Raw genomic sequence first — 15,849 nt, 5'->3', positions numbered from 1 at the left:
TTTTGACTCCTACTCATCTCGATCAAAAAGATTGTTTTTCTACTCTAACCACTATAAATAAATAACCAATGCCAGAGTCGTATCTAATTGCTTCAATGTAATTACATTTTAGCTAAGTTATTCTGTTTTAAGGGGACATGTTTTTTGGTTATTACAAGTCTTACAGATGTTTGCACGCTGAAACATGAGATTACTCAGCGTATAATTTATATATTGAGGTTTATAATTATGAAGCCAAAATTTTAGTGTCAGCTCCGACTGTAAAGATCATAGATTATGATGACTTTAACTCGGTCATTTTAACCCTGTGTTGTTTATCTAAGATATTAGAAGAGTCCTTTCTCTGCCACAATAGTGATTTTAGTCTGTATATTCAGAAAACCTGGCAAGCAAGATTTAAATTTTTACAGATAGATGAGAGTGATCAAACAAAAATGGCTAAAAAAGAAGTGTTTATTTCCGTCGACATTGAAGCTTCCGGCCCGATTCCTGGGGAATATGATTTGCTATCTATCGGCATGTGTCTCGTCGATCAACCTGAGATCCAGTTTTATTGTGAATTACAGCCTGTTTCCTTTAAAGCTGACCCGAAAGCCTTGGCCGTTACCGATTTCAATTTAGAAGATTTAACAAAAAATGGGATAGATCCCACCACTGCGATGCAGAATTGCACTGCGTGGATTGAGCAACATCTTTCCAAATCTGAAACACCAATTTTTGTCGGATTAAATGCCGGTTTTGACTGGTCTTTTATGAATTATTATTTCCATAAATTTATCGGACACAATCCTTTTGGTGTTTCCTCACTCGATATTAAATCTCTTTATATGGGTGCATTTGGCGGACGTTGGTCAGAAACACGGGCAAAGAATATTATTGAAATTTTAAAGCCACAAAGCAGAGGCAATCATAATGCATTACAGGATGCGATCTTTCAGGCTGAGCTGTTCCGTTTAATTTTAAAACAGATTCAGGTTTGATTTTTATTAACGCTTATAGCTGCACTTTACCCTTTTACAAGATACTATTTACAGATTCAACTGCGAGCGGTTTCAAAAATATTTCGAGATAAGCAACACTTTAAGGCCGTCTTCCCTCATAATACCCATATATAAATCCACCGCTTTTTAGATTTCAATGGGAGATCACGACTATCCCCACGCGAAGAAATCTGCTCATTTTCAAATTTTTGTAATTATAGAAGTCTTTTCCTATGAAAATCGTCATTCTAAATAAACCTTATGACGTCCTCTCCCAGTTTCGTAAAGACGAAGCACACATGACGATGTCTGATTTCGTAGATGATCCTACACTGCGTCTGGCAGGTCGTCTCGATATGGACTCGGAAGGTTTGGTATTCCTGACCGATCATGGTGGTTTAAACCAGTTCATTACCAATCCTGCCAATAAAAAATTCAAGACTTACCTGGTTCAGGTTGAAGGCGACGTGACTGAAGAAGCACTTGAGCAGTTACGTAAAGGTGTAGAGCTGAAAGATGGTATGACCTTACCTGCAAAAGCAATCAAGGTTCAGCAACCTGAATGGTTATGGGATCGCGATCCTCCAGTTCGTTACCGTGCTTCTGTGCCAACTTCATGGGTAGAAATCTCAATTTGTGAAGGCCGTAACCGTCAGGTACGTCGTATGACTGCTGCCGTAGGTTTCCCAACTTTACGTTTGATCCGTACCAAAATCGGTTCTATTGATCTGGTTCAATTGGGTCTGCAACCGGGTGAAACCAAAGAAATTGAACCTTTGCTTTACCCTGACTTTAAAGATGTACCCGCAGAAGAGCCATACCGTTCACGTTCTTATGTGAAAAAACCAGGTGGTACGGGCGGCAAACCACTCAATAAAAAAGTGAATAAAGACGGTACCAAGAAGAAAACCGGTACACCACGTGTTTGGCAACTGGAAGAAGGTGAAAAACCACGTCGTAAGACCAATGGTACGACACGTCCAAATACCAAAGCACCACGTGGTCGCGGACGCGGTCGTGGCTAAGTTTTAATAAAATCTATCAAGCTCACTTCGGTGGGCTTTTTTTATTACATAAATTTAATATTTTTTATTTTTTAGTCTTTTAGACTAATTATAATTATTCATTTTGCGATGGGTCTCATGAAAAAAATTATTTTTGCCTTAGCTGCGACTTCCCTTTCAACTCTTGGCTTTGCCAATCCACTCAGTGTGCATGTGCTAAATCAGGAAACTGGCCTGCCTTCTGCCAATATCACGGTAACTTTAGAAGCCCAGCAAGGTGAGAAATGGGTCAAACTCAATGAAGCCAAAACAGATAATAATGGCCGGATTAAAGAATTCTATCCTAAAGAGACTGCGCTACAAAAAGGCATTTATAAGGTGACTTTTAAAACGGGCGACTGGTTTAAGGCCAATAATCAACGCACCTTTTTCCCAGAAATTCCGGTTGTGTTTGTGATTGATGGTACTTTGGAGCATTACCATATTCCACTTTTGTTAAGTTCTTATGGATATTCAACGTATCGGGGGAATTAATTAGAGAAAAGTGACTATCAACTCGAAACAAACTCATCATAAATAATGTCTCGACCTTCTACCACATGAATAAATGATGCTCCCATATCATTCTCTTTTCTACCGATATAAAGGGTAAAAGCTTCCTTTACCCTATTCCCATATAAATCTTTAAATTCGAGGAATAAAAATTTACGGTAAATCATTCCATCTAGGAATTTATCAAAACTAGAAATATTCAATATAAAATTAACTTCGTGAGTTAAATCTTTTGTTAATCTTTTTATCTCATAAACTTCATAGTGATATTCTTCATCTACCAAGATTTTAATATTATAAGCATCTCCCTTGCCTAAATTACACATACTTAAATAAATATCAAAATAATCATCTTCCTCATTTAATTCATATTTTCTTATACAACTTCCACTCTTAAAACTAAATAATGGTTTTGCACTCTGATTTCTATATTCCATTTGCTGAACTTGAATTTCAACCATCTTTCTAAATTCTTCTATTTGTAATTGCAAAGATTCAGATTGTTGCCTAATTGATTTAGAATTCTGCTCTAACTGTTTACCCTGCTGGACATAGCCTAAAATCAGCCACAAAAAAGCGATAGGGGCAACTATACCTGCAAGAAAATCACCTAATTCATTTAAAGATATTGGACTTTTCAAATCTCCGAAAAACCAAAATATAAAAATTATGGCTAACCAGACAACCGTAATTCCCATTCCCCAATTTAATCTCTTCTTATTCATATTCACATAAAAAAACCGATGCCTAAGCACCGGTTTTACATGGTTTATTTAAACTATGCAAATCACGCTTTCAACCAATTCTCAGCTTTAGCTTGATCTTCAATTTTAAGTTCGACTTCAGTCAATGCAGAACCAGCTGCTTGAACCTCAAAGGCCATTAACTCATCACGACGGAATGCATGAACAGTATAAGCTCCTTCCTGCTTCGCATATTTCTCGGCAAGCTTTGTCGTCGCTTTCAAGCCATCAATTGCAATGATCACATCATTGGCTGACAGGCCTGCTTTCGCAGCAGCACTGTCACGACGAGCGGATTGAATAAATACACCTTCAGGCTTATCTACCAATTTCAAACCAAATGGCAGAGACTTGTCATTTTTCAGGGTATAGCTTACCCCAAACTCAGGGAATAACTGATCCAATGGTAATTCTTCTGTGGTATTGATCAGATGGTTGATCTGTTCTAACCAGTTATCGCCAGTCAATTCTTCACATAACTCGAAGATAGTACGCTCGTTCACCTGAATGCCATTTTGCGCATTTTCATACAACTTGCGCATCAAGGCATCCAGGCTTGAACCACGTAGACGCAAGCCTAAATCTAAGCAAAGTGCCACTAAACAACCTTTGTTGTAATAGCTGGTGCCAGCATTATTCGAGTTTTCATCCTGACGATAGAATTTCACCCAGGCATCAAAGCTTGATTCAGACACACTTTGAATAAAGCGACCTGGGTTTTGCAAATAACGGTCAATCTGTGCTTTCAGTAAAGCAATATATGATTCCTGGTTAATCACACCACTACGTAGCAGAATCAGGTCATCATAATAAGAAGTAAATCCTTCAAAGATCCAAAGTAAAGAGGTGTAGCCTTCTTTGTTTAAATCGTAATTTACAAAGTTTTCAGGGCGAATAAATTTCACTAACCAAGAGTGGAAATATTCATGGCTACATAAACCTAAGAAACGCTGATAATCCTTCGATGGCTCTTCCGGCTCGTTGGCTTTCGGCAGATCGTCACGTGGTGTAATCAGACTGGTTGAATTTGGATGTTCCAGACCACCATAACTGTTGCCTGTTGCCATGGTCATAAAAGTATAGTTACTAAATGGCGCCGAACCAAACATAGAAATTTCGGTACTACAGATCTTTTCCAGATCCTGCTGCATACGTTCAGCATTCATCTCATGTTTGCCAGAAACCACGAACTCATGCGGAATACCATTGGCTTCAAAGCTAAAACGGGTCTGTTCTGCCAGTTCAAATGGTGAATCGATCAGCTCGGCATAATTTTCTGCTTTAAGCGTATAGCGGCCTTTGACCAGGCTCTTGGATGCCATACCGGTTGCTAACTGGAAGTGTTTCAGTTCATCTGGCAGGAAGATTTCAACTTCAATCGCTTTACTTTCTTGTCCTTCCAGCCCCAGACAAGTACAGGCCGGGTTCACATATAGACGTGTTCCATCGACATACGCACCCCGTACGGACAGATCATAGGCATAGACATCATATTCAACCGTGATCAGTTCATGGTCGGTATTAAACAGGCGCCATTTATTCTTTTCAAATTTCTGGATTTTCAGCTGGCGTCCTGCTTCATCAAAGGCTTTCACCCCTTCAATGTGCTTGGAAAATTCACGAATCAGGTAACTGCCCGGAATCCACGTTGGCAAAGACAACACCTGTGTAGGGTCTGCTAAAAAGCGAACAGTCACGTGAACAAGATGCTGACGATAATCGTCAAATTCGATTTGATAATGCAACATAATGGGCGATTCAAAAGAAATTAGAATGTGTTAAGTCTAAGCTTAACATTTTTTTCCAATACATTGCGGAAGTGTCTTAAATGTCTACAATGAGTACTAGCCATGACAAAAAAAAAGGCTTAGCATGCCTAAAATTTTTTTGCTCGCCAACGGACTGGTCGAATAAGGAACCCCCTTGAAATTTATCGCCTCACTGATTGCGACATTGTGCTTTTTTATGTCCGCAATCTCGCATGCTGCCCTGCTGAATATTAATCCTGAAAGTGTTGAGGCAGAAGCCTGGACTATTCTGGACAGCCAGACCGGTCAGACTATTGCTTCACATAATGAAGACCTGCAACGTGCTCCGGCTTCCCTGACCAAAATGATGGTAGCTTATATCACGCTCAAGGAAATTCAGGCCGGAAAATTAGATAAAAATGAAGTAATAACTGCGACATCTGTAGTCAATATGGTGATGTGGGATGAATCCCAGATGTACCTAAAAGAAGGTGATCAGATTTCAGTAGATCAGTTATTAGCAGGCTTAATTGTAATGTCTGCCAATGATGCCGCAGTGACGTTGGCGGAAAAAATTTCTGGAAGCGTACCCAAATTTGTGGAGCGTATGAATCAGGAAGCCAAAGCACTGGGCATGCAGCATACCAACTTCCAGAATCCGGCTGGTATCACCATGCCTGAGCACTATTCCACGGCAGCCGACCTGGCCAAACTGTCTCAGGCTTTGGTCAATGAAACGCCAAACTATCTGTTCTATTCCAAGCAACAGAGCTTCAGTTATAACCAGCGTTTCCACCGTGCCACCAATCTATTGCTAAAAATAGACCCAACAGTAGACGGCTTGAAAACTGGTTTTACCCGTGCCGCGGGTTATAACCTAGCTGCCACCGCGATCCGTCCAAGCATGGACATGAGTCTATCTAACCGTCGTTTAATCGTCGTGGTGATGGGGAGCAAAAGTGCGGTAAAACGTGCGGAAGTCGCTCATAAGCTAATGAATCTGGCCTATACCTATACCCGCAATGAGGTAGCACTTAAGGACAAGCAAGTGCTGGCTGAACTGCCTGTGGTTCAATCTACCCTGAAAATGTTTAAGGTAGCGACCAAAAAACCTGAATTAATTACTACTTCACTCTATGATCAGAGCTATAGCATTGACCTGAACCAGTTTGATCAAAGTACTCAACGCGTGATGTTAGATACAGGGAATGGTACTCTACAAAGCATTGAGCCATTACGCGAAACTCAGACCCACTTAAACATTGAAGTGAATGAGACCCAACTGACCGCGCCACTGGCAAAAGTCATGCAATTGGCAACGGTAAACGTCTATCAGAATAATCAGTTGATTCATACCATCCTGATTGAAGATCAGGTCGATATTGAAGAAGCGAATTTCTTTGAAAAGTTCCTGCAATGGTTATTTGGCCTATTCTCAAATACGAACGCAGACGTTATATTGTATCCGATTGGCAAATAAAATCTGAGACAGACAAAGGATGGTAATTATATTAATTAGCCGTCCTTTTTTATTGCCTACATTTATTTTTAATTTTACCAATAACAACCTCCATAAAAGACATTATTAATTTATATCCTTGAATTGCTACAATTTGTAAGCTGTATAACAATTCTTATCAAGACCTTATTTTAAGCCAGTCATAGTATGTTTTCTTTCTATTTCATTAAAAAAATAAATAGGTTAATAAGGTATGACAGCCCATAAAATTGTGATTGTAGGTGGTGGTGCAGGTGGTCTGGAACTGGCTACCCAGTTAGGACAAAGCTTAGGCAGAAATGGTAAGGCCCAGATTACCCTGATCGACCAGAAGCTGACCCATATCTGGAAACCTCTTCTTCACGAAATTGCAGCGGGAACACTCAATCCGCATGAAGAAGAAACCAATTATTTTGCCCATGCCGCAGCAAATCATTATGAATTTGTTCTGGGCACGTTTAAAAATATTGACCGTGAAACCAAACAGATTTTGGTTGAAACCGAATACTTTTCTAAAAAAGTCCAACCTACCAAGAATAGAAATATTGACTATGACACCTTGGTGCTTGCTTTAGGCTCCACTTCAAATGACTTTAATACCAAAGGTGTCAAACAGTTCTGTCATTTCCTCGACAGTCGCGAACAGGCGGATATTTTCCAGCAAGACCTGCTACATCTTTACTTAAATGCCCAGAATGAAGCAGATAGCCGTGAACTGAAAATTGCCATTATTGGTGCAGGTGCTACAGGCGTTGAACTGGCAGCAGAACTGGTTTCTGCCAAGAATAATTTTCATAAATATGGTCTAAACAAGATCGATCCGAATAAGGTCAAAATTACCCTGATTGAAGCTGCAGATCGTATTCTTCCTGCCCTGTCTCCCAAAGTTGCTGAGCACACGATGAAGCAGCTGAAACAGCTAGGTATTGAAGTACTAACTCAACATCGTGTGGCTAAAGTCGATGAAGAGCATATTTATTTTGCAGATGGTTCAAGTTTGGAAGCAGAAGTAAAAGTCTGGGCAGCCGGAATCAAGGCGCCTGAGGTACTCACGCAACTTGAGGGACTGGAAAGAGACAATATTCATCGCCTTAAAGTTTATGCGACATTGCAGACGACCGCAGATCCGAATATTTTTGCCTTTGGGGATTGTGCACATTGCAAGCCTAGAGCTGATGAACCCGTCTTGGGACCACGTGCACAGGTTGCCAGCCAGCAGGCCAGTTTCCTTGTCAATTCTTTACGATTACGTGCGAATGGTCAGACACAGTTACCGATGTTTGTCTTCTCGGATAAAGGTTCTCTGGTGTCCTTAAGTGAAAATAAAGCCGTAGGTGAATTACTCGGTCAGGTCAATGTACAGGGCTTTGTCGCCAAGTCGATGTATGTTTCATTATATCGGCTGCATCAGGCCACGATCTTGGGCTATACTCAGGCTGGGGTAATGACAGTAAAAGACTTCGTTACAAGAAAAATCTCGCCGAAGATAAAATTGCATTGAAATTTACAGATACGCCCCCATCAATGAAAAAATCAGCATTTATATAGGGAAATTGCATTTTTTTTGCTAATTTTAGTCTACAAAAACTCAATTTCACTTTATGATGTATCTCTTAAAAAATTTGATTGGATCAATATCATGACTGCAGTTGCAAATGACCTCGTGGTTTCTTTCCACTACACATTGACTAACGCAGAGGGTGAAACTCTCGATAAATCTCAAGGTGAACCACTTGCATATTTGCATGGTGCAGGCAACATCATTCCTGGCCTTGAAAATGCACTACTTGGTAAAACTGTAGGCGACAAATTCACTGTAACTGTTCCAGCAGCTGAAGGCTATGGCGAATACAACCCAGAGCTAGTACAAGAAGTTCCTGCGAAAATGTTCCAGGGTGTGGACAACATCCAACCTGGTATGCAATTCCAGGCGCAAACTGATGACGGCGTTCAAATCGTAACTGTTAAAGCAGTTGAAGGCGAAAACATTGTTGTTGATGCGAACTTCCCACTTGCTGGCCAAGACCTGACTTTCGACGTTGAAATCGTGGAAATCCGTGAAGCTTCTCAAGAAGAACTTGACCATGGTCACGTACACGGTGCAGGCGGTCACCACCACTAAGATTGATTGATCTGAAGTGCAAAAGGCAAAGTGAAAACTTTGCCTTTTTTTGTTGCCTATATATTTTATTCAGGCATAAAAAAGCAGAGCCTCTGCCCTGCTTTTTTATAATTCAAGCAATGATTATTTACGTTGGTTATAAATCTGCATTGCGGCTGGCAGATTTTGACGCATTGCGGCAATACGCTGACTGCTTGATGGGTGAGTCGATAAGAACGCGACACCACTACTGGTTTGCTTACTCATTTTTTCCCAAAGAGTAATTGCAGCATTCGGGTTATAACCTGCACGAGCCATCAACATTAAGCCACCTTGGTCAGCACGGCTTTCCAGGTTACGTGAGTATGGCAGACCAATACCAATCTGGCTGCCCAGCTGTGCAGCTGCTGCACCACCCTGCCCTACACCTGCCGCACTCAGGCCAATGCCCAAAGCCAAGTCAGTCAGTGCCTGAGCACCAATCTTCTGTTTAGAATGCTCTTCTAGCGCATGCACCATTTCATGACCCATAATTGCTGCAATTTCAGCATCAGTTAAGTTCAATTTATTGACGATACCCGTATAGAACACCACCTTACCACCTGGGGCAACATAAGCATTGACCTGATCGCTCTTCAGTACAGCCAACTGCCAGTCAAATCGGGTGCCTGTCTGGTTCAGCTGGTCTGCATAAGGACGCAATTTGTTAAATACAGTGTTAACGCGCTTATAGGTAGCAGAAGACGTATCCAGTGTATTGGCAGCACGTGCTTCCTGAACGGTCTTGTTAAAGCCTTGTGTCGCTACAGCGTTTAAGGTTGATGTATCCGCGCCCGCTATATCAGCGACAGTGGTACAACCTGATAAAGTGACGACTGTTGCCGCACACATGCTGAACAAAAATTTATTTTTCATTATAGATTCTCCACCCCAGTTTCAAGGCACAATACTTGATAAAAATTATAATTGAAACATCGCTATACCTGAAACGTGTAATTACTTCATCTTTTTAGCATTTATGTAATATTTCAGGTGATGAATTGTATGCCAAGCCAATAAATTAGACAAAGTACATTTAAAACCAGATAAAACTGGCTCAAAGGTTGGATCTTCATTTCCAGGCTTTCACTTTTGCGCTTGGCAAACAGGATAGCGTTCTGGATCAGGATCACTGGCACCAATATGCAGGCAATAATGACACTTAAGCCCACCAGCGCATTATAGATAATTTCAGGATTACTGGTTTGAGCACGAATAATCAGCATGGCAATAGTCGGTGCCCCGCCCATGGCAAACAGCAACGAATAGAACATGGTTGCCGAGATATTTTTTTGCATCCTGCAAGCTCTTATATTTTCTTTAATATTTATTCTAACAAGCACAGCAGCATTACACATCACTCTGTGATGCAACTTTAGTCGTGCGCCAGTATTCCTTAATCGATACGTTATAAAAAAACCCTGTGAAATTCACAGGGTTTTTCTCATTTTCAGCTTAAGGGATTAAGCATCAAACGGATGACGAAGAACAATTGTCTCTTCACGGTCTGGACCAGTTGAAATGATGTCGATTGGACATTCAATCAATTGCTCAAGACGTTTCACATAATTAATTGCAGCTTGTGGCAATTGATCTAATGATTTGGCACCGAAAGTAGACTCAGACCAGCCTGGCATCGTTTCGTAGATCGGTTTTAAAGTTTCGAATGCAAGTGCATCAGAAGAACCTACACAGCCAGAATCAGCAGCTTCGTAACCTACACAGATTTTTACTTCTTCTAAACCGTCAAGAACGTCAAGTTTAGTCAGGCAAATACCAGAAAGTGAGTTTACTTCTACTGAACGGCGCAGGATTTCAGCATCGAACCAGCCACAACGACGTTGACGGCCAGTAGACGCACCAAATTCTGAACCTACAGTACCTAAGTGTTTGCCGATTGCATCGCCAACATCATTTGCAGCATCGTACACAAGTTCAGTTGGGAATGGACCAGCACCTACACGTGTTGTGTATGCTTTGGTAATACCCAATACATAATCAAGGTGTAATGGACCAAGACCTGAACCTGAGCTTACGCCGCCCGCAGTCGTATTTGAAGAAGTCACGTACGGATATGTACCGTGGTCAACGTCAAGAAGTGAACCTTGCGCACCTTCAAACATGATGTTATCACCGTTTTTACGGTATTTATGCAACTCACCTGTTACGTCGATAACAAGCGGCGCAACCACTTCACGCCATTGGTCGCAAAGTGCAAGTACTTCTTCAAGCTTAACTGCTTCTACGCCGTAGAATTGAGTTAACTGGAAGTTATGGTATTCAAGAAGCTCTGTTAACTGTGCTTTAAGATGTTCACCACCACGTACCAGATCAGCAACACGGATTGCACGACGAGCCACTTTATCTTCGTAAGCTGGGCCAATACCACGACCAGTCGTACCAATTTTCGCATTACCACGTTTGATTTCACGTGCTTGATCAAGCGCAATGTGGTTTGGAAGAATCAAAGGGCAGTTTGGAGAAATACGCAGACGCTCTTTAACAGGCACGCCTTCTTTTTCAAGAATATCCATCTCTTTGATGAGCGCTTCAGGTGAAAGAACCACACCGTTACCAATTAAGCACAGTACGTTTTCACGTAAAATACCTGATGGAATGAGGTGAAGAACTGTCTTTTTACCACCAACTACAAGAGTATGGCCTGCGTTGTGACCGCCTTGATAACGTACAACTGCTGCCGCTTGATCTGTGAGCAGGTCGACGATTTTACCTTTACCTTCGTCGCCCCATTGGGTACCAAGTACCACAACATTCTTGCCCATAATAGCCTCATTACATCATGCTGTTAAAGTTGAAAAGCCTGGCCCAGCGACATGAATACTGAGCCTGACCATTAAATTGTTTTGACTGTCCACTCACCGTCAACATTCACCAGCTGGTGAGTTGCATACGGCACCGAGTTTAAACCATCATTACCTAATAACTGAATTACACTTAAGCCTTGTGCACGTGTTGCCTGAATCGCATCAAGCAAAGCAGCATCATTACCTTTAGGTGCAACAATAATCTGTGCAGTTTCAAATTTGCCTGCACTTAAGCTATACAAGTCACAAGAGAAACCGGTTGCAGGACGGGCACGACCAAAGTGTTGACCAATACCGTCATAACGGCCACCTTGTGCCAGTGGTGCAGCACGGTTTGGTGCATACACGGCATACATCAGGCCAGTGTGGTAATGGTAAGAACGCAATTCAACCACATCGACACCAATTTCCAGATTCGGCCAGCGTGCCTGAATTTCCTGTTGAGTGTTGATCAATGCATCCAGTGCCTGTTTAAAGTCTGGATTTGCGAGTACTTCAGTACTCAATTGTGTTTGTAATGCATTCAAATCACTTGCATAGCGACCCAATACGTAGAAATCATGGCCCTGGTTCAGTGTCGCAGTAAACTCTTGCAATTCCGGCAACGCTTTACGCTGATATAGGTCAGACAATTGACGTTCAGCTGCCTTACTTAAGCCCGCTTGAGCTACAAGACTACGGAACAGACCGACATGACCCAAGTCAAGGTGAATACCATCTGCCAGACCAGATTCCTGAATCAGACTCACCATCAGGTCAATCATTTCTACATCGGCATCAATACTGTCTGAACCGAATAATTCTGCACCCAACTGCAGCGGTGCACGCGTGGTGTTAAAACCCTGGGGTTTGGTATGTAAAACCGTACCTGCGTAGCAGTAACGAGCTACACCTTCCACTGGATGTACATGCGCATCGATACGAGCCACTTGTGGTGTCATATCGGCACGCACACCAAGCAAACGACCAGAAAGCTGGTCGATCACTTTAAAAGTGGCTAAGTCTAAATCCTGATTCGATTCTGAGAGAGAAGATAAAGATTCAATGTATTCAATGAATGGCGTGTACACCAACTGATAACCTCGAGATGCGAGGAAATCCAGTGATTTACGACGCAAATGCTCAATGACTTGCGCTTGTTCTGGTAATACATCAGCTACACCATCAGGTAATAACCATGTCTCTGAAATGGGCATGTTGTAAACCTAAATTCTTGTCAGCGCGGAACAAATCCGCATAAAAAAATCGGGAGCACACCCGATTTCTCCTAGTCTAGCACGATCATTTAGGCTGTGCATCGCAATTTTTATAATTTTCTCTGACTGATCAAATGACTAACATTGATAATGAAAATCCAGCGGTGAAGACTTGGGCCAAGTCAATTAAAAAGATATCAAAAGCTAAACTATCAACATGATTTTAAAAAATTTATTCCTTAAAAAAACTTTAAGGTTTTATCTTGAACTCTATACTTTCCAAAATAACCAGCAAATACTTCAGAAAAATTAATTTTTAAATGTTTAAAAAAATCCCGCATAAATACAAACTGCACGGATTTGAATACCTAAGAAAACAGCACTATTCAGGCAAATTTGAAGTTAATAGGACAGTACCCTGCACTTCTTATAAAAATACAGTTCGTTATTAGATTAAATTTAGCCTACATCTATATGTAATACATCAGGTTTCAGCATGCTGTCTACCATTATGATGAGGGTAATTTCGGCAGGAGTTTTGCGCAGCCTGCTCTTTTAGACTGCTTAATCAGAAAACCATTTTCGAAGATTATTGTTTTGGTTCAACCACTTTTGCCAGCAGATGCACCAGCTCGGCATTTTGTAATTCGACCTGTTTTAGTTTGGTCGTGGTCTGGTCCAGTACTTCTTGCTGTACATGCATCTTTTTAGCCAGATCCTGCATAATCTCTAAGGTCTTTTTTAGATTATCTTCCAGATTTGCGACCTTTTGCTCGACCGCAACACCCTCCAATTCAGGACCAGTTTCAACCTGATTGAACTGCAGCCAGATCAGGAAAATCACCGCCAGTGTCAGGAGTGTAATAAAGCCCCACATTAATAACATTGCTTTTGCTCTTCTAGTTGGTCGCCTGAGTTTTATCATAATCAAAAAAACAAGCGATATTGTAACGATTTTATCGGAATGCCAGCACCAGATATCGACTGGCAAAGTAGATTAATTTTCTTTATACATCAATATACTTGAGAATAAAATTTACTTAAGCCATAGATTAGAGCGCTTTATGCATTAAAGGAATGACATAAATCTAGTAACCGGTTGGCATAACCCCATTCATTGTCATACCAGGCAAATACTTTGGCCTGCTTGCCTACGACTATGGTCTGGGTCATATCCACAATCAATGAATACGGTGAATGATTAAAATCGGAAGAGACCAAAGGTTCATCCGTAATCGACATAATTTCAGTATAGTCCTGAGCTGCTGCTTTGATTAGGACGTCATTCAGCTGATGATCGCTAATATTGGCTTGAGTCACAAAAGTTAAATCAATCGCTGCCACATTAATGGTCGGTACACGAATCGAATAACCATCAATCCGGTTTTCCATTTTCGGCATGACCTGCTTGAGTGCGCCTAAAGCAGATGACGTCGTCGGAATAATATTTTGCCCTGAAGCTCGGGCACGACGTAAGTCACGATGTGCATGGTCTAGGACTGATTGATCCGCAGTGACCGCATGAATTTCAGTCATTAGCGCGGTATCAATACCGAAAGCATCATCTATGATTTTAACCAGCGGCACTAATGCCTGCGTGGTACAAGATACGCTGGAAATGATCTGGTCACTGTTTTTCACATCACGATGGTTCACCCCATAAACAATCGCAGCATCTACACTGTCAAACGGCGCTGCACCAATGATCACACGTTTGGCACCGGCAGTAATATGCTGGGTCGCTGCTTCACGGGAACGGAACAGACCGGTACATTCCAGTACCACATCAACATTCAGCTTCTGCCATGGCATCTGAGCTGGGCTGGCTTGACGCAGGACTTCGACTTTTAAACTGGCATCCTGATAAGACACATGCAGATAAACACGTTCCTGTTCATAGCTGAGGTCGACCTGCCCTGGAAAGCGGCCATGAGTGGTGTCGTATTTGAACAGATGCAGTAAAGTTTCCACATCGGCAATGTCATTAATGGCAACGATGTCAAAATTAAAATCTTTCGGATTTTCAAACCATGCACGTAACACATTGCGTCCGATTCGTCCAAAACCATTAATTGCGATACGTTGCATCGACGTTCCCTACTGCGGCATAAAACTTTGTGCACCTATATTAATGGAATTATCCAGCTGACTGATAACTATTCAGCTAAATCCACTAAAAATTACGGTGGTGTTTCAAAAAGTATGCTGGCATTAAACGAATCCATTATTGATATAAAAGAACACTAAATCAAAGGCTTTGAAATGATTTTCAAGCTTTTTGGAGAAGTTGCAGCTTCTCCTAAAGCCTCGCCTGATTCGATGCCGTAATCGACAATTATTGCCTTCTATACCCACAGTGAAAAATTTACCAATCAACTGTTTGCATTCTTTAAAGGTCGTAACAAAGCTATCCCAATGGTCACTTGATATACATGTATAGCTTACACCTAACTGCTTCAATTTTAATTTAAGTCGTTTTGCAGTGGCTAAATCTCGGTTACCCCATACATAAGCAACAATTTCACCTGTTTCTCGATGATAGGCATAAATTAGCCATTGTTTATTTTGCTTATGACCAACAAAAGTCCAAAACTCATCTACTTCAAGGGTTTCATAATGACTTTGCTGTGCTCGAAGTTGATATTTTGATTGGCTAAGTGTCCGTAGAACTTTACCGATACTTACTCTTTCAATTTCTGCTATATCCCTGACACCACTGCCTCGCACCATGAGGTGTAATATTTTGGTTTTGATACCTGAGTGACAGCCTTGATAACTGAGAGCATGATCACCAATAAATTGACGTCTGCATATTTTACATTGGTAATTTTGCTTACCATCTACTTTTGTGCCATTTTTCTTTATACTGTCACTTAGGCAGGCTGGACACTTGATTTCTAGAGTTATTCGCATTTCTCTATTTTATCAAAATCCAACCTGCTTTTTTTCAGCATACTTTTTGAAACACCACCAAAATTACACAGAATGTCCAATATTTCATCGAAAAATTCATGCTTTAATGAAGGCAATCCGAAGTTTCTGTTACCGAGATTTGAAATAAATTGCTGTAATGACAATAGCTTTTGATTTTGCAGGGCATTTTTCTGATTTTTCCAATATTCATTCCTTATAGTTTTATGATCTATAAATATGAAAATCATTG

General features: G+C 41.1%; 15 protein-coding genes. 6 read left to right on the top strand and 9 right to left on the bottom strand.

Annotated elements, in window-relative coordinates; all coding sequences use genetic code 11:
* Window positions 1–245: 245 nt before the first annotated feature.
* The 3 genes from FSC11_RS05560 (at window position 246) to uraH (ending at window position 2,518) form a co-directional block, all read left to right on the top strand.
* Entirely contained in the window at window positions 246–980 is a 735-nt protein-coding gene (locus FSC11_RS05560; protein ID WP_163165635.1) for a 3'-5' exonuclease, read from the top strand.
* 233 nt (window positions 981–1,213) lie between these two features.
* On the top strand, window positions 1,214–2,005 hold the full coding sequence (locus FSC11_RS05555; protein WP_004815429.1) for a pseudouridine synthase: 792 nt from the start codon (window positions 1,214–1,216) through the stop codon (window positions 2,003–2,005).
* 117 nt (window positions 2,006–2,122) lie between these two features.
* Entirely contained in the window at window positions 2,123–2,518 is a 396-nt protein-coding gene (gene uraH, locus FSC11_RS05550; RefSeq protein ID WP_103799889.1) for a hydroxyisourate hydrolase, read from the top strand.
* 17 nt (window positions 2,519–2,535) lie between these two features.
* On the opposite strand, the gene FSC11_RS16245 is transcribed toward uraH, so the two are convergent.
* Both FSC11_RS16245 and FSC11_RS05540 read right to left on the bottom strand, forming a co-directional pair.
* Window positions 2,536–3,261 (bottom strand): hypothetical protein, encoded by a 726-nt coding sequence (locus tag FSC11_RS16245; RefSeq protein ID WP_227591018.1) that lies wholly within the window; start codon window positions 3,259–3,261, stop codon window positions 2,536–2,538.
* A 62-nt stretch (window positions 3,262–3,323) separates the two neighbouring features.
* Entirely contained in the window at window positions 3,324–5,027 is a 1,704-nt protein-coding gene (locus FSC11_RS05540) for a M61 family metallopeptidase (protein ID WP_163165633.1), read from the bottom strand.
* A 175-nt stretch (window positions 5,028–5,202) separates the two neighbouring features.
* Between FSC11_RS05540 and FSC11_RS05535 the strand changes: the two genes are divergently transcribed.
* From FSC11_RS05535 to slyD, 3 genes are all read left to right on the top strand, one after another.
* Complete coding sequence (locus FSC11_RS05535) at window positions 5,203–6,507, top strand: D-alanyl-D-alanine carboxypeptidase family protein (protein ID WP_163165631.1); 1,305 nt, start codon at window positions 5,203–5,205, stop codon at window positions 6,505–6,507.
* A 232-nt stretch (window positions 6,508–6,739) separates the two neighbouring features.
* Window positions 6,740–8,026 (top strand): NAD(P)/FAD-dependent oxidoreductase, encoded by a 1,287-nt coding sequence (locus FSC11_RS05530; protein ID WP_004815420.1) that lies wholly within the window; start codon window positions 6,740–6,742, stop codon window positions 8,024–8,026.
* A gap of 138 nt (window positions 8,027–8,164) precedes the next feature.
* Complete coding sequence (gene slyD / locus FSC11_RS05525; RefSeq protein ID WP_004815419.1) at window positions 8,165–8,647, top strand: peptidylprolyl isomerase; 483 nt, start codon at window positions 8,165–8,167, stop codon at window positions 8,645–8,647.
* A gap of 123 nt (window positions 8,648–8,770) precedes the next feature.
* On the opposite strand, the gene FSC11_RS05520 is transcribed toward slyD, so the two are convergent.
* The 7 genes from FSC11_RS05520 to FSC11_RS05490 form a co-directional block, all read right to left on the bottom strand.
* Complete coding sequence (locus tag FSC11_RS05520) at window positions 8,771–9,541, bottom strand: M48 family metallopeptidase (protein ID WP_163165629.1); 771 nt, start codon at window positions 9,539–9,541, stop codon at window positions 8,771–8,773.
* 113 nt (window positions 9,542–9,654) lie between these two features.
* Window positions 9,655–9,963 carry a hypothetical protein gene (locus tag FSC11_RS05515; RefSeq protein WP_163165627.1) on the bottom strand — a complete coding sequence of 103 codons (309 nt, stop codon included), beginning with the start codon at window positions 9,961–9,963 and terminating at the stop codon, window positions 9,655–9,657.
* 165 nt (window positions 9,964–10,128) lie between these two features.
* Window positions 10,129–11,448: an adenylosuccinate synthase gene (locus tag FSC11_RS05510; protein ID WP_004892578.1), complete on the bottom strand. Its 1,320-nt coding sequence runs from the start codon at window positions 11,446–11,448 to the stop codon at window positions 10,129–10,131.
* 71 nt (window positions 11,449–11,519) lie between these two features.
* Window positions 11,520–12,686 carry an ATP phosphoribosyltransferase regulatory subunit gene (locus FSC11_RS05505; protein WP_004892575.1) on the bottom strand — a complete coding sequence of 389 codons (1,167 nt, stop codon included), beginning with the start codon at window positions 12,684–12,686 and terminating at the stop codon, window positions 11,520–11,522.
* Between the two features lie 589 nt (window positions 12,687–13,275).
* The gene (locus FSC11_RS05500; protein ID WP_004892573.1) at window positions 13,276–13,572 is read right to left on the bottom strand and encodes a hypothetical protein; all 297 of its coding nucleotides are present in this window, start codon (window positions 13,570–13,572) and stop codon (window positions 13,276–13,278) included.
* 176 nt (window positions 13,573–13,748) lie between these two features.
* Window positions 13,749–14,774 (bottom strand): type I glyceraldehyde-3-phosphate dehydrogenase, encoded by a 1,026-nt coding sequence (locus FSC11_RS05495; protein ID WP_163165625.1) that lies wholly within the window; start codon window positions 14,772–14,774, stop codon window positions 13,749–13,751.
* Window positions 14,775–14,897: 123 nt separating this feature from the next.
* On the bottom strand, window positions 14,898–15,599 hold the full coding sequence (locus FSC11_RS05490) for an IS1 family transposase (RefSeq protein WP_004282341.1): 702 nt from the start codon (window positions 15,597–15,599) through the stop codon (window positions 14,898–14,900).
* Window positions 15,600–15,849 lie beyond the last annotated feature (250 nt).

This window comes from Acinetobacter schindleri, assembly GCF_010918895.1.
Classification (GTDB): Bacteria; Pseudomonadota; Gammaproteobacteria; order Pseudomonadales; family Moraxellaceae; genus Acinetobacter; species Acinetobacter schindleri.
This window is presented reverse-complemented; position numbering and strand designations above follow the sequence as displayed.